Origin of the sequence: Subtercola endophyticus (assembly GCF_021044565.1) — a bacterium.
GTDB lineage: Bacteria > Actinomycetota > Actinomycetes > Actinomycetales > Microbacteriaceae > Subtercola > Subtercola endophyticus.
This window is the reverse complement of record NZ_CP087997.1, coordinates 113,895-130,263: the sequence shown is the minus strand read 5'-3', so window position 1 is coordinate 130,263 and position 16,369 is coordinate 113,895. Positions and strand designations below refer to the sequence as shown.

At 64.6% G+C, this 16,369-nt stretch carries 18 protein-coding genes; 1 reads left to right on the top strand and 17 read right to left on the bottom strand.

Translation table 11 applies throughout. The features are described from left to right. Positions 1-2: 2 nt before the first annotated feature. The 14 genes from LQ955_RS00660 to LQ955_RS00595 all read right to left on the bottom strand — a co-directional run bounded on the left by LQ955_RS00660 (position 3) and on the right by LQ955_RS00595 (position 11,466). Positions 3-1,253, bottom strand: a complete 1,251-nt coding sequence (locus tag LQ955_RS00660; protein WP_231026326.1) for a phosphotransferase — start codon at positions 1,251-1,253, stop codon at positions 3-5. Then, positions 1,250-2,389, bottom strand: a complete 1,140-nt coding sequence (locus tag LQ955_RS00655; protein WP_231026325.1) for a translation initiation factor eIF-2B alpha/beta/delta subunit family protein — start codon at positions 2,387-2,389, stop codon at positions 1,250-1,252. The genes LQ955_RS00660 and LQ955_RS00655 overlap by 4 nt, the downstream gene beginning before the upstream one ends. Positions 2,390-2,478: 89 nt before the next feature. Next, the gene (gene rplQ / locus LQ955_RS00650; protein ID WP_231026324.1) at positions 2,479-3,060 is read right to left on the bottom strand and encodes a 50S ribosomal protein L17; all 582 of its coding nucleotides are present in this window, start codon (positions 3,058-3,060) and stop codon (positions 2,479-2,481) included. Between the two features lie 61 nt (positions 3,061-3,121). Continuing rightward, positions 3,122-4,111 carry a DNA-directed RNA polymerase subunit alpha gene (locus LQ955_RS00645; protein ID WP_116283869.1) on the bottom strand — a complete coding sequence of 330 codons (990 nt, stop codon included), beginning with the start codon at positions 4,109-4,111 and terminating at the stop codon, positions 3,122-3,124. 150 nt (positions 4,112-4,261) lie between these two features. After that, on the bottom strand, positions 4,262-4,660 hold the full coding sequence (gene rpsK / locus LQ955_RS00640; protein ID WP_136641125.1) for a 30S ribosomal protein S11: 399 nt from the start codon (positions 4,658-4,660) through the stop codon (positions 4,262-4,264). 74 nt (positions 4,661-4,734) lie between these two features. After that, the gene (rpsM, locus tag LQ955_RS00635) at positions 4,735-5,109 is read right to left on the bottom strand and encodes a 30S ribosomal protein S13 (RefSeq protein ID WP_188675332.1); all 375 of its coding nucleotides are present in this window, start codon (positions 5,107-5,109) and stop codon (positions 4,735-4,737) included. Positions 5,110-5,334: 225 nt separating this feature from the next. After that, positions 5,335-5,451 carry a 50S ribosomal protein L36 gene (rpmJ, locus tag LQ955_RS00630; protein WP_104242511.1) on the bottom strand — a complete coding sequence of 39 codons (117 nt, stop codon included), beginning with the start codon at positions 5,449-5,451 and terminating at the stop codon, positions 5,335-5,337. 70 nt (positions 5,452-5,521) lie between these two features. Continuing rightward, on the bottom strand, positions 5,522-5,743 hold the full coding sequence (gene infA, locus LQ955_RS00625) for a translation initiation factor IF-1 (RefSeq protein ID WP_022883252.1): 222 nt from the start codon (positions 5,741-5,743) through the stop codon (positions 5,522-5,524). 152 nt (positions 5,744-5,895) lie between these two features. Next, positions 5,896-7,047, bottom strand: a complete 1,152-nt coding sequence (locus LQ955_RS00620) for a mannitol-1-phosphate 5-dehydrogenase (RefSeq protein WP_231026323.1) — start codon at positions 7,045-7,047, stop codon at positions 5,896-5,898. A gap of 16 nt (positions 7,048-7,063) precedes the next feature. After that, positions 7,064-7,504: a PTS sugar transporter subunit IIA gene (locus tag LQ955_RS00615; protein ID WP_231026322.1), complete on the bottom strand. Its 441-nt coding sequence runs from the start codon at positions 7,502-7,504 to the stop codon at positions 7,064-7,066. 63 nt (positions 7,505-7,567) lie between these two features. Next, entirely contained in the window at positions 7,568-9,178 is a 1,611-nt protein-coding gene (locus tag LQ955_RS00610; protein ID WP_231026321.1) for a PTS mannitol transporter subunit IICB, read from the bottom strand. Continuing rightward, positions 9,175-10,800, bottom strand: coding sequence for a phosphoenolpyruvate--protein phosphotransferase (gene ptsP / locus LQ955_RS00605; protein ID WP_231028215.1), 1,626 nt, complete (start codon positions 10,798-10,800; stop codon positions 9,175-9,177). Before ptsP ends, LQ955_RS00610 begins: the two co-directional genes overlap by 4 nt. 70 nt (positions 10,801-10,870) lie before the next feature. Then, positions 10,871-11,140: an HPr family phosphocarrier protein gene (locus tag LQ955_RS00600; protein WP_231026320.1), complete on the bottom strand. Its 270-nt coding sequence runs from the start codon at positions 11,138-11,140 to the stop codon at positions 10,871-10,873. Then, positions 11,137-11,466, bottom strand: a complete 330-nt coding sequence (locus tag LQ955_RS00595) for a PTS sugar transporter subunit IIB (RefSeq protein ID WP_231026319.1) — start codon at positions 11,464-11,466, stop codon at positions 11,137-11,139. The genes LQ955_RS00600 and LQ955_RS00595 overlap by 4 nt, the downstream gene beginning before the upstream one ends. A gap of 164 nt (positions 11,467-11,630) precedes the next feature. Here LQ955_RS00595 and LQ955_RS00590 point away from each other — a divergent pair, with 164 nt between their 5' ends. Continuing rightward, entirely contained in the window at positions 11,631-13,544 is a 1,914-nt protein-coding gene (locus tag LQ955_RS00590; protein WP_231026318.1) for a BglG family transcription antiterminator, read from the top strand. Between the two features lie 15 nt (positions 13,545-13,559). Here the strand turns inward: LQ955_RS00590 and map are convergent, their stop codons facing one another. From map to secY, 3 genes are read right to left on the bottom strand one after another with little or no spacing between them, the layout of a single operon-like run. Next, positions 13,560-14,420, bottom strand: a complete 861-nt coding sequence (gene map, locus LQ955_RS00585; RefSeq protein ID WP_255713668.1) for a type I methionyl aminopeptidase — start codon at positions 14,418-14,420, stop codon at positions 13,560-13,562. Next, a complete protein-coding gene (locus tag LQ955_RS00580) occupies positions 14,389-14,979 on the bottom strand; it encodes an adenylate kinase (RefSeq protein ID WP_231026317.1) in 591 nt (196 codons plus the stop codon). Before LQ955_RS00580 ends, map begins: the two co-directional genes overlap by 32 nt. Then, positions 14,976-16,298 carry a preprotein translocase subunit SecY gene (secY, locus tag LQ955_RS00575; protein ID WP_231026316.1) on the bottom strand — a complete coding sequence of 441 codons (1,323 nt, stop codon included), beginning with the start codon at positions 16,296-16,298 and terminating at the stop codon, positions 14,976-14,978. The genes LQ955_RS00580 and secY overlap by 4 nt, the downstream gene beginning before the upstream one ends. Positions 16,299-16,369: the final 71 nt, after the last annotated feature.

The window sequence follows — 16,369 nt, the reverse complement described above, 5'->3', positions numbered from 1 at the left end:
TGTCAATCCCTCTTGAGATGGATGGCGGGGGTCTTCGCTCGGCGATGGATGCCCGTGGCCGAGCCCGCACCCAGGATGAGCGCCCGCGCGCGGTCGAACAGCTCGACCGCCGCGGCACCCGCCACCTCGGGCGGCAAGGTCTCGAGATCGGCCGCGTGCGAGTAGCCGGCGGCTCGGCGCATCAGCTCGAGGCCAGCGAAGCCCCACGCGTCGGCCTCGATGCTGGCGAGCGATGCGTCGTCGCCCCAGCTCGTAGCAAAAGCGTCGAGGCTGCGCGAAAGAGCGGCCTCGCGAGCCAGTGCGACCTCGACATCTCCCAGCGCCCGAGCCGCAATGCCGGCGATCAGCATGTTGGCCCAGAACAGCCCGAGATCGAAGCCCACCGGCCCGACGAAACTGAACTCCGGGTCGAAGATCTTGGTCTGCTGCTCACCGGTGCTCCCAGCCGCACCCGCCATGACCATCACGGAACCGGTGTGCAGGTCGCCGTGCAGCAGCCCCTGCGGCCGGCTCTCGAACGTGTCACGCAAGCGCGCCACGGATGCCCGCACGGCTGTGTCGCCGTAAAGGGCTCGCACCCGCTCATCCAGAGCCGAGTGCCAGTGGTTGTGCTCATGCTCTCGATACGGCTCGTCGAACACCACGTCGATGGTGAGCGCACACAGCTCGGGGTTCGCTGCCTCGGCCACAAGCGAAGCGAACGCGTCGGCCCCCAGCACCTCCAGGCTCGTCGAGCGGGTCAGCTCGCCCACGAACCGGCCGACCACGTCGCCGACGAGCCCCCAGTCGAAGCGCTCGAACAGCCCGTCGCGCTCGGCGTCGGCACGGGCATCCGCACCCACCGTTCGGCCGGCGAGCTCAGCCACCAGCACGTCGCGAAGTACGCTGAACTGCGACAGGTCTTGCATCACGAGCACGTACCGAGCCTCGTCGAAGTGGATGATCGTGGGAATCGACTCCGGCACCCGCGCCTGCAGCCGCTCATACGTGCGCGCTTCCGACGCGATGCGCCCCGGATCGATCGGCCACCCCGGCCCCGCCACCTGAACCCACGGCGGCGCCTGCTTGATCGCGACGCTGCCGAGCGAACCGCGAGCGATGAACACGCGGTTCATGTTGCCGGCGGTCACTTCGACCACCTCGGCGGAGGCCGCATCCGCACTCACCAGGCCGAGTAGGCCGACCGAGTCGAGGTAGGCGACCACGTCGTCGCGAGTAACGAGCAGATCGTACTCCAGCGGTTCGGCGGTCACGAGCGCGCTCCGGTCGACGCCGTATTCGAAACCCGGTGATTCGGTTCGCTCGAAACCGGGCGAGACGATTCGGCGAAATAGTCGCTAACCGCACCGGGTGCAAACACACCCCGATCGGTCACGATGCCCGTCACGAACCGCGGCGGAGTCACGTCGAACGCGGGATACCACGCCTCCGTCACCAACTCGGATGCCGTGCGGCGCCCCAGCGTCGACAACACGTCGGCCGGATCACGCTGCTCGACCACGATGTCGCTCGCGGTCGCGGCATTCTCGTCGGGCGCCTGCACCAGGGCGTAGAACGGCACCTCGAAGGCCGCCGCAGCGACCGCAAGGCCGAGCGTGCCCACCTTATTCACCACGCTGCCGTCGAGACTCACCCGGTCGGCAGCCGTCACAAGCGCGTCGATCGGCCCGAGCGAGGTGTTTCCGGCCAGCGCAGCGGCACCCATGCCGTCGGTGATCAGCGTCACGCGCTCCCCCATCTCAGCGAGGGTATGCGCGGTCAGCCGCGCGCCCTGCAGGTACGGCCGCGTCTCGGTGGCGATCCAGCGAAACGACTTACCCACCTCGCGGGCGGCACGCACGAGCTCGATGAGGTACGTATCCATCCAACAGTGGGTCAGGATGCTCGCTCCGTCGTCGAGCAGCGCCACCGTCTGCCGGCCGAGCGTTCGGCTTCGGGCACGATACAACTCCTGGCCCGAACGCACCGCTTCCAGCGCGGCGCTCACCACTGCGGCCGTGGACTGCTCGCCCGCCACCGCGTCGAGCACGCGGTTCACCGCTTCGCGGGGATGGTTGTTCGTGGGCCGTGCGGTCGCCACGACGCCGCCGGCGTACGCGAGACGCTCGAGCGCGGCATCCCGTGGCAACCCTGCCACCTGATGCGCGGTCAACTCCATGGCCGCGTAGGCCGCGAACAGCGGTCCCGAGCTCTGCGTCACCATGTCGCGGATGGCCGTGGCCACCTCTTCGGCAGACGACGCCGTCACCCACGACACGGTCTGCGGAAAAACGCGTCGATCCAGAATGCGCACCACGGGGCCGTCGAACAGCACAGAATCATCGAACAGTACCGAACGGTCGAGTACCGGGTCGTCTGCCGCTGGTATGTCGGGGTGGTGGGTCGTCATTCAAGAGGCCTATCGAATCGGGTGCGTCGAAACAAAAGCCCCGAACGGCGCAATCGGCCGTTCGGGGCTTTCGCGACCTAGGTCACGTGTTACTTGTCGTCTGCCTTCTCGGCAGCTTCGGCCTCGACCTCGGCGGCAGCCTCGGTGGGCGCCTCTTCGGCAACAGGCTCGCTGGTCTCGACCGCGTCGGTCTCTTCAGCGGGAACCTCGGCGTCGGCAACCTCGGCCTCAGCGGCCTCGTCGACAGCAGGCTCTTCGACGGGCTCGGCGACCGCGGCAGCAGAGCCGCGGGTCGAGCGCACCTTCGGCGTGACGGGCTCGAGAACGAGCTCGATCTGCACCATCGACGCGTTGTCGCCCTTGCGGAAGCCGAGCTTCGTGATGCGGGTGTAACCGCCATCACGCTCAGCGACCAGCGGCGCGATCTCGGTGAAGAGCTCGTGCACGACGGTCTTGTCGCCGATGGTCGCGAGAACACGACGACGAGCGTGCAGGTCGCCCTTCTTCGCGAACGTGATGAGGCGCTCGGCTACCGGGCGGAGGCGCTTGGCCTTCGTCTCGGTGGTCTTGATGCTCTTGTGCGTGAACAGCTGTGCTGCGAGGTTCGCGAGCAGCAGGCGCTCGTGCGCCGGCCCGCCGCCGAGGCGGGGCCCTTTAGTTGGGGTTGGCATTTCTTTTCTCCAGTGAGTGCGGTGAAATCAGTGCGGGAGGCCCGCGCGAATCTCGTAAAGGTTAGATGTTCTCGTCGTCGTAGCCGCCGTAGAAGTGCGCCCCGTCGAAACCGGGAACAGTGTCTTTCAGCGACAGGCCAAGCTCGACGAGCTTGTCTTTGACTTCATCGACCGACTTCTGGCCGAAGTTGCGGATGTTCATGAGCTGCGTCTCCGACAGCGCTACGAGCTCACTGACGGTGTTGATGCCCTCACGCTTGAGGCAGTTGTACGAACGAACCGACAGATCGAGGTCTTCGATCGGCACGGCGAGTTCGCTCGACAGCACGGCGTCGACCGGCGCGGGGCCGATCTCGATGCCCTCTGCGGCGGTGTTCAGCTCGCGAGCGAGACCGAACAGCTCGGTCAGCGTACGACCGGCCGAGGCGATGGCGTCGCGCGGCGTGATGGCCGGCTTCGTCTCGACGTCGACGACCAGGCGGTCGAAGTCGGTACGCTCACCGGCACGAGTCGCCTCGACGCGGTAGGTGACCTTCAGCACGGGCGAGTAGATCGAGTCGATCGGAATCTGGCCGGCTTCGCTGAACTCGCTGCGGTTCTGAGTCGACGACACGTAGCCACGGCCACGCTCGATGATGAGCTCGAGCTCGAACTTCGCCTTGTCGTTCAGGGTGGCGATGACCAGCTCAGGGTTGTGGATCTCGACACCGGCCGGAGCCGAGATGTCGGCCGCGGTGACCTGGCCCGACGCGTGCTTGCGCAGGTAGGCCGTGATCGGCTCGTCGTGCTCGCTCGAGACGACGAGGCCCTTGATGTTCAGAATGATCTCGGTGACGTCTTCTTTCACACCGGGAATGGTGCTGAACTCGTGCAGCACGCCGTCGAGACGGATGCTCGTGACAGCCGCTCCCGGAATGCTCGAGAGCAGGGTGCGACGAAGTGAGTTACCGAGGGTGTAACCGAAGCCGGGTTCGAGCGGTTCGATGACGAACCGCGAACGGAACTCGGAGATGTTCTCTTCGGTGAGCGTGGGACGCTGTGCAATAAGCACTGTGGATTCCTTTCGGCTAAGTGTCCGCTATATGACACTTGCGTTTGCGATGCGGGTGGCGAGCCCGACGTTATTGAATTTTCAAAGTGAACGGCCTCAGCGGCGCGACACGAAAACGCGTCACGCCGCTGGGGCAAGAAAGGAAGAGGACTACACGCGACGGCGCTTGGGCGGGCGGCAACCGTTGTGCGCCTGCGGGGTGACGTCGTTGATCGAACCGACCTCGAGGCCGGCGGCCTGAAGCGAGCGGATCGCGGTCTCACGGCCCGAACCCGGGCCCTTGACGAAAACGTCGACCTTCTTGACGCCCTGCTCCTGCGCCTGACGAGCAGCGGACTCAGCCGACAGCTGCGCGGCGAACGGGGTCGACTTGCGCGAACCCTTGAAGCCGACGGTGCCTGACGAAGCCCAGCTCAGAACGGCGCCTGAGGGGTCGGTGATGGTGACGATGGTGTTGTTGAACGTCGACTTGATGTGGGCCTGGCCCACGGGAACGTTCTTCTTCTCTTTACGACGCGGCTTACGAGCGGCCGATTTTGGTGCTGCCATGGTGTTCTCCTAAAACGTTTATGGCGATGCCGTACTTGTGCCCCGGGCGAGCAGCCCAGAGGCAGAAGTGTTGGCTATCGGGCCTTCTTCTTGCCTGCAACGGTGCGCTTCGGGCCCTTGCGGGTACGAGCGTTGGTCTTGGTGCGCTGCCCGTGAACGGGAAGACCGCGACGGTGACGAATACCCTGGTAGCTGCCGATCTCGACCTTGCGGCGAATGTCGGCTGCGACCTCACGGCGAAGGTCACCTTCAACCTTGTAGGTGCCTTCGATGTGCTCACGCAGAGCGAGCAGCTGCTCGTCGGTGAGGTCTTTGACGCGGGTGTCGCCGTCGATTGCGGTGTCAGCAAGGGTCTGAAGAGCCCGAGTGTGGCCGACGCCGTAGATGTAAGTCAGTGCGACCTCCACGCGCTTGTCGCGCGGAATGTCTACTCCTGCAATACGTGCCATGGTGGCATGTCTCCTGTAGATGAGTGGAGGTGTGGGGCAAGGGCGGTGCTGCGGCCTCCAACCGCAGGTGTCCCCCGGGAAACTTTCGTCGCCCGGGTTCTGACCTTGCTATCTAGCTTCGATATTCACTTGTAAGAATGTGTTCTGCAGAGCTTTATACGTTTTGTGAGCGCGTGCGCTGACAAAACCATTGGCATTGAATTTTGACCGCTATGCGGTCAAAATTCAGCCCTGGCGCTGCTTGTGGCGCGGGTTCGACTTGCAGATGACCATAACGTTGCCGTTGCGGCGAATGACGCGGCAGTGCTCGCAGATCGGCTTGACGCTGGGGTTGACCTTCATGATTTTCCTTTTCGCTGTCTTCGTACCCGTCAGATGTGACAGGCCGTTACTTTCCAGCGATCAATACTCGTTACTTGTAGCGGTAGACAATACGACCACGGGTGAGGTCGTAGGGGCTGAGCTCCACGATCACGCGGTCCTCTGGAAGGATGCGGATGTAGTGCTGTCGCATCTTGCCCGAAATGTGGGCAAGAACTTTGTGTCCGTTGGTCAACTCAACACGAAACATCGCGTTGGGAAGAGCCTCGACCACTGCGCCCTCGATCTCGATGACACCGTCTTTTTTGGCCATAACTCACTGTCGTTTAAAGTATTGATAACTGGTCGTGCGTTGTTTTTGCGGTGTGATTGGCGCGCACGTTTTTACACGTTCAACACGCTCGAAACACCAAAGATCGAGCCTAGCACAAATACAGGTGTATATTGTGCCGCACCATCGACCGCTCAGAGCTCGGTTTGCACCGATCCGAACGTTTCCACCAATGATTCAAACAGTGGATGCCCGTGAGAAATTCCGGTGACGGCCTCGACGGCCCCCGCTGCGCTGCGGCTCGTAAGCAGGGCCCGCAGTTCGACGGCCTCCGGGTCATCGACGTAGTCGAACTCCAGCGCCGCGCGAATCACGTGCAGCAGTGCGGTCGGCTGGATTCCCCGCTCGGCCAGTTGTGCAGCGGGGCCGATGAATCGCTCATTCCGGCTCAGCTTGCGCAGCGGCGCACGCCCGACGCGATCGACCGTGTCGGGCAGATACGGGTTGGCGAACCGGGCGAGGTTCTTCTCGAGGTACGCCTCTTGCACGTTCGGCTCGAATTCGTGCTTGGCCACCAACAGTGTCGCTGTCTCATGCAGCGCCGCCTTGACCGCCGCGAAGATATCGGGAATGGCGATCGCCTCGGCAATCGAACGCACACCGTCTTTGTAGCCGAGGTACGCCGTCGCCGCGTGGCCGGTGTTCACGGTGAAGAGTTTGCGCTCGATGTACGGCGCCAGGTCTGCGACGAAGTGCGCCTCGGCAATCGTGGGCAGCGCCTCGCCGAACGGCGGCGCCTCGATGGCCCACTCGAAGAAGTCCTCGACGGTGACGTCGAGTCCGGCATCCGCTGCCTGGCCGGGCACGATGCGGTCGACGGCGGTGTTCGCGAACACGGCAGCCGCCGACACCGAAGCGAAGACCGCGGCGCCGAGCGAGGTTTCGATGTGCCCCCGCAGAGCATCCGTTGCGTTGATGGCGTTTTCGCAGGCCATCACCTGAAGCGGCGGTAGCGCGGCAGAGCGTTGAGCGAGCGCGCGCCCGATGAGCGGCGCCACGAAGCGCAGGATGTTCGGGCCGACGGCCGTGGTCACGATGTCGGCCGTGGCGATCTCGGCGACCACCGCGGCTTCGTCGGTCGCGCTGTTCACGGCGCGAAAGTTGTCGACCGTGTGCGTTGCCGGCGTCATGCCGACCTCGAAGACCCTGTAGCTGGGGGCCGACGCCAGCGCATCGATCAACTCCGCGTTGACGTCGGCGAAAACCACTTCGTAGCCGGCATTGTGCAGAATCAACCCGACGAACCCGCGCCCGATGTTGCCTGCTCCGAAATGTACGGCTTTCATGTGGTTCCTGTTTCTTCTAGTCTTCGTTCACGTCACCGAGCAGCGCGAAGATCGCTTCATCGCTCGGTGCCTTCAGCAGTTTTTCGACCTCGTCTTCATCGCTGAAGATGATGGCGATTTTCGAGAGCAGGTCGAGGTGACCGCCCTCTTTGCCGGCGATGCCGACCACGAACCGCACTTCTTCGCCGTTCCAGTCGATCGGCTTGGAGTACCGCACGAACGAGAGCGCAGAGGCGAGAATCGCGTCTTTGCCCTCGTTCGTGCCGTGCGGAATCGCCAGGTAGTTGCCCATGTAGGTCGAGACCGACTTCTCGCGCTCGAGCATCGACGCCAGGTACTCGTTCGTCACTGCACCGGCGGCCAAGAGCAGGTCGTTCGCTTCGGCGATCGCCTCTTCTTTGGTCGATGCGCTTCCGTTGACCTTGATCGATGTCAGGCTCAAGACGTTCTCGCTCATGACTTCTGGGCTCCTCTTGCTTATTGGTCGCCGGTCACCCGGCCGTTACGGGAGCAGACGCTATTACGCCTTCTCTTTGTCGTTCTGACGCTGCAGCAATCCGACGATCTCGTCGTATCTCGGGCTCGACATGAAGTTGTCGACCGAGACATGCTCTGCGCTCGGCGACTGCAACCGGGCCCGGGCGGTGAGGTCTTGGTGAGTGATCACCAGGTCTTCGTCGTCGGTCAGATTGCTGATCGCCTTGTTCACCACAGTAACGTCAGTGATGCCTGCCTTCTTGATCTTGTTGCGCAAGACCGAGGCGCCCATGGCGCTGGATCCCATGCCCGCGTCGCACGCGAACACGATGTCGTGAATGGCGCTGATGCTCTGCGACTCCTGCGAACGCTCCACGAGCTCGGCCGAGTCGGGGTCACGGCTCTCGAGGTCGGCGAGTGCGGCCGCTTCGTTGGCCAGTCCGTCGGCCTGCAGGTGGCCGAGCACGCTGCTCGCCTTGCCCTTGTTCGCCTCGGTCTGGGCGATCGCGGCGCTCAGGTCGCCGGCGTTCTCGTTGGCGAGGTCACGCTTTCGGCTCGCCCGCAGAATGACCGCGGTGACCGTGAACGACACGGCGGCCGAGAGGATGACCGACAGAATCACTCCGACGTAACTGTCGGGTGTGGCCTCGAGCAAGATCGCGATGATGCTGCCCGGTGAGGCCGGTGCCCGCAGACCCGTCTGGAACAGCACGTTCACGAAGACGCCGGTCATGCCACCGAGAATCGCCGCGATGATCGTCAGCGGCTTCATCAGCACGTACGGAAAGTAGATCTCGTGGATTCCACCGAAGAACTGAATGATGAAGGCGCCGGGAGCGCTGGCCTTGGCCAGGCCCACCCCGAACACGGCGAAGGCGAGCAGGATGCCCGCACCGGGACCAGGGTTCGCTTCGATCAAGAAGAGCACGCTCTTGCCGCTCTCGGTGACCTGCTGCACACCCAGCGGAGTGAACACACCGTGGTTGATCGCGTTGTTCAGGAACAGCACCTTGCCGGGCTCTACCAAGATGCTCGCGAGTGGCAGCAATGACATCGATACCAGCCAGTTGACCGCACTCTCGAGCGCGTTGCTCAGTGCGGTGATGAGCGGGGCGACGAGAAAGAATCCGCCGATCGCCAACAGCGCGCCGAGAATACCGGCCGAGAAGTTGTCGACGAGCATCTCGAAGCCGGGCTTGATCTTGCCCGCCCACAGCTTGTCGACCTGCTTCATGATGTACGCGGCCAGCGGCCCCATGATCATGGCGCCGATGAACATGGGAACCGGGCTGCCCACGATGACACCCATTGTGGCGATGACGGCGACGACACCGCCTCGGGTGTTGTAGATCATCCGCCCACCCGTGTTCGCGATGAGCAGCGGAAGCAGATACGTGATCATCGGGCCGACCAGACCGACGTTCGCCGTACCGTCGGCGTTCGGGAACCCGCCGATCACGGGCACCAGAATGCCGAACTGGGCGAGCCAGCCGGTCTGGATGAACAGCGCCGTGATCAGCCCCCAGGCGATGAACGCCGCGATGTTCGGCATGACCATGCCGCTGAGAAAGGTACCGAACCGCTGTACGACGACGCGCGCGCCGCCCTTCTTGGCGGCGTCACCGCCGACCTGTGGTTGTGACAACGTTGTCATTGCCCCGCTCCTTTGTTTTGGTGTGATGGGTGTTGGGATACTTCGAGTACCGCGGCGCGGGCCTCGAATGCTGAGTTGGCCGCCAACGCGAGGTCGGCGAACCGCTGTGCCTGCTCAAGGGTGAACTGCGCGAGTTCGGTGCGAACATCTGCCAGCGCCGCCGGCGACATCGACAGCGTGGTGACACCGAGCCCGACCAGAACCACCGCGAGCAAGGGATCTGCCGCGGCCTCACCGCAGACCCCCACAGGCTTGCCGAGCGCGGCGCCGGCCCGACCTACCTCACCGACGAGCCGCAGCACCGCGGGATGCCACGGGTCTTGGAAGGCGGCGACCGAGCCGAGCAGCCGGTCGGCCGCGAGGGTGTACTGGGTGAGGTCGTTGGTGCCGATGCTGGCGAAGTCGGCATCGGCCAGAATCCGGTCGGCCAGCAGAGCCGCCGACGGCACCTCCACCATGACGCCGAGCGTCTTCAGGCCGAGCTCGCGGCCGAGAGCGGTGAAATACCGTGTCTCTTCGACCGTCGACACCATCGGGGCCATGACCCAGAGGTCGGCGTCGGTGACCGCGTCGGCGTTGGCGAGGGCGGTGAGCTGGTCGCGCAGAATCTGCTCGTTCGCTCGCAGAGCCCGCAGACCGCGCAGGCCGAGGGCCGGGTTCTCTTCGGGCGAATCGTTGAGAAAGCTCAGCGGCTTGTCGGCGCCGGCGTCGAGCGCCCGCACCACCACCTTCTTGCCGGGAAAGGCCGCGAGCAGCTTCGTGTACTGCTCCTGCTGCGCCTGGACCGTCGGGGCCGATTGAGCGTCGAGAAAGAGAAACTCGGTGCGGAACAGCCCGACACCTTCGGCGCCCTTGGCCACCGCGTCGGCGGCAGCATCGGCCGAGCCGAGGTTGGCGAGCAGCGGAATGCGGGTTCCATCGGCCAGCAGACCGGCCCCGACCGCAGCGACGGGGCGCGCCCGGCGCTCGGCGAGCTCGGCTTCTGCAGCCGCGATCTCGTCGGCAGCCGGAGCGACCCGCACCGTACCTGCGGCCGCATCGACGATGACGGTTTCACCCTCACAGAGCTGCAGGGCATCCGTTGCCCCGACGACGGCGACGATCGCCTTGTCGCGCGCCAAGATGGCGGTGTGCGAGGTGGGGCCGCCCTCCCCCGTCACGAGGGCGAGCACCTTCGTGAGGTCGAGCAGGGCCGTGTCGGCGGGCGCCAGGTCACGGGCGACGAGCACAAACGCGAAGTCAGGGTCGGGGATGCCCGGCGCCGCGACGCCCTGCAGGTGGGCGATGACCCGCTGCGACACGTCGTCGAGGTCGGTCGCGCGCTCCGCCATGTAGCCGCCCATGCTGATGAGCAGGTCGCGGAATGCGGCGAGCGCCTCGAACACGGCCCGTTCTGCGGTGAGACCGGTCTGCAGGCGCGCCTCGACATCGTCGGCGAGCGTCGGGTCTTCGGCCATGAACGCCTGGGCCTCGAGAACGTCGTGGGCGGTTCCACCGGCACGGGCGCCACGCTCGCGAATGTCGGCGGCCGTCTCGGCGAGGGCGGTGGATGCCCGGGTCAGCTCGGCAGCGGGGGCGAGCGCCGAGGCGGTGTTCGCCGGTTCGGGCAGCGGATCGGGCATCCGCACCACCCGGCCGACGGCCAGGCCGCGACCGATGCCGGCACCGTGCAGGATGCGCGTGGCGAGAGTGTTACTCGGCATCGAGGTCGCGCTCCAGCATCGAGACGAGCTCGTCGAGCACGGTATCGACATTGTCGCCCTCGGCAGTGAGGGTGACCGTGTCGCCGCTCTCGATTCCGAGTGAGATGACGCCGAGAATGCTCGCCGCGTTCACCTGCTTGCCCTCGGGCTTGGCGATGTTCACCTTGACACCCGACTTCATGACGGCCTGGGTGAACAGCGAGGCCGGGCGCGCGTGCAGCCCGTGAGACGAAGCGATCTGTGCGGTGCGTTCGGTCATGACAGTTCTTTCGGTTGTTGAGGGATGAGAAGGCCGAGCGCCAGCTCGAGGGCAGCGCTGTCGCCACCATCGGAGAAGACGCTGTCGGGCAGCAGGGCGGCTTCGACCCCGAAGCGTGACGCGAGAAGTTCGAGTTCGTCGAAATCGGCGGCGAGATGCGGGCCGACAAGAAGGGCATCGAACTCCGGCAGGCGCTCGTCGAGCCCTTGCTGGCTCGCGGCCTTGATGGTCAGCTCGAGGCGGCGTTCGGCGGCGAGCTTGCGCATGCGGTGCGCGAGAAACGTGCTCGACGCCCCGGCGCCGCAGACCACGAGTATTTTCTTCACGGTTCTCGCCTCCTTGCGCGGATCGTGCTTCTGCCCGGCAGCCTCACTCGGTGAGCCCGCTGTGCAGAACGTGTGCGTGTACACATGTCAGTGTGGAGGGGATCGTGCATCGCTTCCAGCAAGAAACTTTCCGCCCCGGCGGAAAGGTGTCTAGAGTTTCACGAATGACCGACCGACGAACGCTGCTGCTCGAGTACCTGGCCCAGAACGACGGCTGGATCACCTCGAGCCAGCTCGCCGACCGGCTCGGCGTCACGACACGCAGTGTGCGCAGCTATGTCACGGCGGCGAAAGCGGCTGCGGAACCCCTCGACATCATTACGTCGTCGGCCGGCGGTTACCGGCTGAACCGCGACGCCTACGCCGAATACGTGCGCGGCTCGGGCAAGCGGTCTGAGCCTGAGACGCCGCGCGATCGGCTGTATCAACTGGTCAAGCGACTCCTGGATGCTCAGGGCGGCCTCGATGTCTACGACCTCGCCGAGGCGCTGTTCGTGAGCGAGTCGACGATCGAGGCCGACCTGCGCAAGGTCAAGGCATTGCTCGACGAGTCGGAGCTCACCCTCGTGCGAGCCGCAAGCAGCGTCACCGTTCAGGGCAGCGAAGAGAATCGGCGCAAGCTGATCAGCCGCATGTTCCGCAACGAGAGTGCTCGCGGGTTTCTCGAGCTCGATCGCATTCAGCAGGAGTTCGAGTCAGAGAACCTGCGTTCGTTCAAGACCGATCTGCTCGCCCTGCTCGATGCCCGGGGCTACTTCGTCAACGAATACGGGCTCGACAGCGTGCTGCTGCACGTGGCTATCGCTGTCGACCGCATCTCGAAAGACCGGGTACTGGAGTCGGTCACGGCACCGGTCTCTGATTCGGCAGACATCTCCGCGGGCATCCTGGCGCTCGTCGACCACCACTTCGCCGTCTCGCTCTCTGACGCCGACCTCGACCACCTCGTGCTGCTGCTGACGACCCGGGTCATCACGCCCGGGCACGACCTGCCGGTGGAAGTGCAGACCGACGAACTCGGCCTCACCGACGACGTGGAGTTCATTCGCCACGTCGCCCGACGCGCCAGCGAGCAGTACCTGATCGACCTCGACGACGACGAATTCGCGGTGCGGCTGGCGCTGCACGTACGCAACCTGGTGGCGCGGGCCCGCATCAGCTCGTTCTCGCGAAACCCGATGACGCGGTCGATCAAGACGTCGTACCCGATGACGTACGAGCTCGCGGTGTTCATTGCCAGCGAGATCCAGCGCAAAGAGGGCATTGTGGTGAGCGACGATGAGATCGCCTACATTGCGCTGCACGTCGGGTCGCATCTCGAACGGCGGGCCCGGCGCGAAGAGATGCTCACGGCGACGCTCGTTTTTCCGAACTACTACGACATCCATTTGATGATGCTGCGGCGCCTCGAACGGGCGCTGGGCGACGACGTTCGGGTGTCGAACATCGTGACGCGCACCGATGTCGACGTGGCTCAGCTCGACACCGACCTTGTGATCACGACCGTGCCGACGCTCGCCTACGGCGACAAGGTGGTGCTCGTGCAGCCGTTTCTGACGGATGGCGACATCGAGAGCATCCGCAGGGCCGTCAGCCGGGTGCGCCGCAGTCAGCGTCGCCACCAGCTGAAAGACGAGCTGCTGCTGTACTTCAGCGAAGACCTGTTCGCTCGCAATCTGGTCGCCGCCGACGAGGCGGGCATGATCCGGGCACTGGGCGAGCGGATGATCGGGGCCGGCATCATCGACCAGTCGTACATCGACGGAGCCATCGAGCGCGAGCAGATGTCGTCGACCGCCTTCACCGACTCGGTCGCCGTACCGCACTCGATGCTCATGACGGCGTCGAAGACGGCCATCGCCATCGCGGTGAACGACACCCCGATGCCGTGGGGCGAGAACCGGGTCAACGTCATTGCCCTGATCGCCTTCAGCGGCAATGGGCGCAGCTCGTTTCAGACCATCTTCGACCAGTTCGTCGAGGTATTCGCCGAGCACGACGACGTTCAGCAGCTCATCCGCGGTTCGAACGACTTCGCCTCGTTCATCGAGCAGCTCGTGCACCTGATGGACTCCTGACGTCGGCGGCGGGCGTCAGGCGAGGGGAACGGGGGTGATGCCGAGCGGGGCCAGGCGCGAAAGTCCGCCGTCGGCGGCGGTCAGCACCCAGATGCCGTCACGGTGCACAGCCACGGAGTGCTCCCAGTGCGACGCCATACTGCCGTCGACGGTCGCCACGGTCCAATCGTCGTCGCGCGTGAAGGTTTCGATGCCGCCCGCGGTGATCATCGGCTCGATGGCGACGACCAGGCCCGGCTTCACCTCGGGGCCTTTGGCGCGCACCCGGTAGTTGAACACGGGTGGATCTTCGTGCATGCTGCGACCGATGCCGTGCCCGATGTAGTCCGTCAGAATGCCGTAGTCACCCTGCGACTCGACATAGTCTTCGATGGCCGCGCCGACCTCGTTCAGCCGGCGGGCGACCGCCAGCTGCGCGATGCCGCGCCACATCGACTCCTCGGTGACGTCGCTCAGCCGCTGGCGAGCGGCCACGAGCTCCGGCCGCGACGGGTCGGGCACGACGACCGTGATCGCCGAGTCGCCGCTCCAGCCGCCCACATCGGCACCCGAGTCGATGGAGACGATGTCGCCGGGCTCGATTACCCGAGAACCGGGGATGCCGTGCACGACGTCGTCGTTGACCGAAGCACACACCGTGTGCCGGTAGCCCGGAACCATCTGAAAGTTCGAGACTCCCCCGAGCCGGCGGATGGCCGCGTCGGCGATATCGTTCACCTCGAGCGTCGTCACACCGGGTCGGATGGCCGCCCGCGCTGCATCCAGCGACGCGAGAGTGGCCAACCCCGGCGCGATCATGCGCCGCAGCTCTTCGGGGGTCTTGTAGATCGAAGGGCGAGCCACGTCAGCTGGCGAGCAGGGTGATGCCCCGGGCATCCAGTGCAGAGGTGATGCGTTCGGTCACGTCGTCGACCGAACCCAGACCGTCGACCTCGACCACAAGTCCGCGCTTGCTGTAGATGTCGATGAGCGGAGCCGTCTGCTCGGCGTACACCTCGAGGCGGTGCCGAATGACGTCTTCGGTGTCGTCGGCACGCCCCTGCTCGCCGGCTCGCTTCAGCAGCCGGGTCACGATCTCATCGGTGTCAGCCGTGAGCAGAACCACCACGTCGAGCGGATGCCCGGTCGCAGCCAGAATGTCGTCGAGTTCGTCGACCTGCGCTTCGGTGCGCGGGTAGCCGTCGAGCAGAAACCCGCCCTCGACGTCGGCGTCGTTGAGCCGGCTGCGTACGAGGTCGTTCGTGAGACTGTCGGGCACATACTTGCCCGCGTTCATGAACTCCGCGGCCTTCACTCCGAGTTCGGTGCCCTTCTCGACATTCGACCGAAAGATGTCTCCGGTCGAAATGGCGGGTACGGCACACGCCTGCGACAAGCGCACGGCCTGGGTTCCTTTGCCCGAGCCGGGCGGTCCTATCAGCAGGAGTCGGGTCAACGCAGAAGCCCTTCGTAGTGGCGTTGCTGGAGCTGAGAGTCTATCTGCTTCACGGTCTCGAGTCCGACACCCACGATGATCAGAATCGACGCGCCACCGAACGGGAAGTTCTGGTTGGCCCCCACGAGCACGAAGGCGATCAGCGGAATCAGAGCGATGAGGCCCAGATAGATGGCCCCGGCCAGTGTGATTCGCGTGAGCACGTAGTCGAGGTACTGAGCCGTCGGCCGGCCGGCACGGATGCCCGGAATGAAGCCGCCGTACTTCTTCATGTTGTCGGCCACCTCTTCGGGGTTGAAGGTGATGGCGACGTAGAAGTACGTGAACCCGACGATGAGCAAGAAGTACAGCAGCATGTAGAGCGGATGGTTGCCACTCGTGAGGTAGTTCGTGACCCACGTCACCCAGGCAGCAGGCTCTTCGCCGGCCTTGGGCTGATTGAACTGTGCGATGAGCGCCGGCAGGTACAGCAGCGACGACGCGAAGATCACGGGCACCACACCGGCCATATTGACCTTGATGGGTATGTACGTATTGTTTCCGCCGTACGTTCGCCTGCCGACCATGCGTTTGGCGTATTGCACGGGTATTCGGCGCTGCGATTGTTCGACGAACACCACGGCGGCCATGATGGCGACACCGATGAGAATCACGACGATCAGCACCTCGATGCCCTGCTGCTGCTGAATGGCGACGAGCGAGCCCGGGAAGCGAGCGGCGATCGACGTGAAGATCAGCAGCGACATGCCGTTGCCGATGCCGCGCTCGGTGACGAGCTCGCCCATCCACATGATGAGGCCGGTGCCGGCGGTCATCGTGATGACCATGAGCAGAATGGCGTACCAGGCGTCGTTCGTGATCAGCTGCGTGCACTGCGTCGTGGTGCTCGTACCGAACAGGGCGCCGCTTCGGGCCACCGTGATGAGCGTCGTCGACTGAAGGACGCCGAGGGCGATCGTGAGGTAACGCGTGTACTGGGTCAGGCGGCTCTGGCCGGCCTGGCCCTCTTTGTAGAGCGTTTCGAAGTGAGGGATGACCACGCGCAGCAACTGCACGATGATCGACGCCGTGATGTACGGCATGATGCCGAGCGCGAAGATGGAGAGCTGCAGCAGTGCCCCGCCGCTGAACAGGTTGACGAGCTCGTAGAGGCCCGACGTGTTCTGGTTGGCGGAGAGACAGGCTTGCACGTTCGGAAAGTCGACGAACGGCGCGGGGATGAACGACCCCAGCCTGAACAGCGCGACGATGCCGAGCGTGAACAGAATTTTCCGGCGGAGATCCGGAGTACGGAAGATCCTGCCGACGGCTCTAAACAAAAAACGGCCTCCTGCTAGGTGAAAACGAGACGTGCGCGGGCAGAGTCACGCAGGAAGTGAATCCCACCGAA

Bases quoted from the DNA above. Each gene is read 5' to 3' on its own strand.
- LQ955_RS00655 (WP_231026325.1), bottom strand. From the start codon at position 2,389: ATGACGACCCACCACCCCGACATACCAGCGGCAGACGACCCGGTACTC.
- rplQ (WP_231026324.1), bottom strand. From the start codon at position 3,060: ATGCCAACCCCAACTAAAGGGCCCCGCCTCGGCGGCGGGCCGGCGCAC.
- rpsK (WP_136641125.1), bottom strand. From the start codon at position 4,660: ATGGCAGCACCAAAATCGGCCGCTCGTAAGCCGCGTCGTAAAGAGAAG.
- rpsM (WP_188675332.1), bottom strand. From the start codon at position 5,109: ATGGCACGTATTGCAGGAGTAGACATTCCGCGCGACAAGCGCGTGGAG.
- rpmJ (WP_104242511.1), bottom strand. From the start codon at position 5,451: ATGAAGGTCAACCCCAGCGTCAAGCCGATCTGCGAGCACTGCCGCGTC.
- infA (WP_022883252.1), bottom strand. From the start codon at position 5,743: ATGGCCAAAAAAGACGGTGTCATCGAGATCGAGGGCGCAGTGGTCGAG.
- LQ955_RS00620 (WP_231026323.1), bottom strand. From the start codon at position 7,047: ATGAAAGCCGTACATTTCGGAGCAGGCAACATCGGGCGCGGGTTCGTC.
- LQ955_RS00615 (WP_231026322.1), bottom strand. From the start codon at position 7,504: ATGAGCGAGAACGTCTTGAGCCTGACATCGATCAAGGTCAACGGAAGC.
- LQ955_RS00610 (WP_231026321.1), bottom strand. From the start codon at position 9,178: ATGACAACGTTGTCACAACCACAGGTCGGCGGTGACGCCGCCAAGAAG.
- ptsP (WP_231028215.1), bottom strand. From the start codon at position 10,800: ATGCCCGATCCGCTGCCCGAACCGGCGAACACCGCCTCGGCGCTCGCC.
- LQ955_RS00600 (WP_231026320.1), bottom strand. From the start codon at position 11,140: ATGACCGAACGCACCGCACAGATCGCTTCGTCTCACGGGCTGCACGCG.
- LQ955_RS00590 (WP_231026318.1), top strand. From the start codon at position 11,631: ATGACCGACCGACGAACGCTGCTGCTCGAGTACCTGGCCCAGAACGAC.
- map (WP_255713668.1), bottom strand. From the start codon at position 14,420: ATGCCCGGGGCATCACCCTGCTCGCCAGCTGACGTGGCTCGCCCTTCG.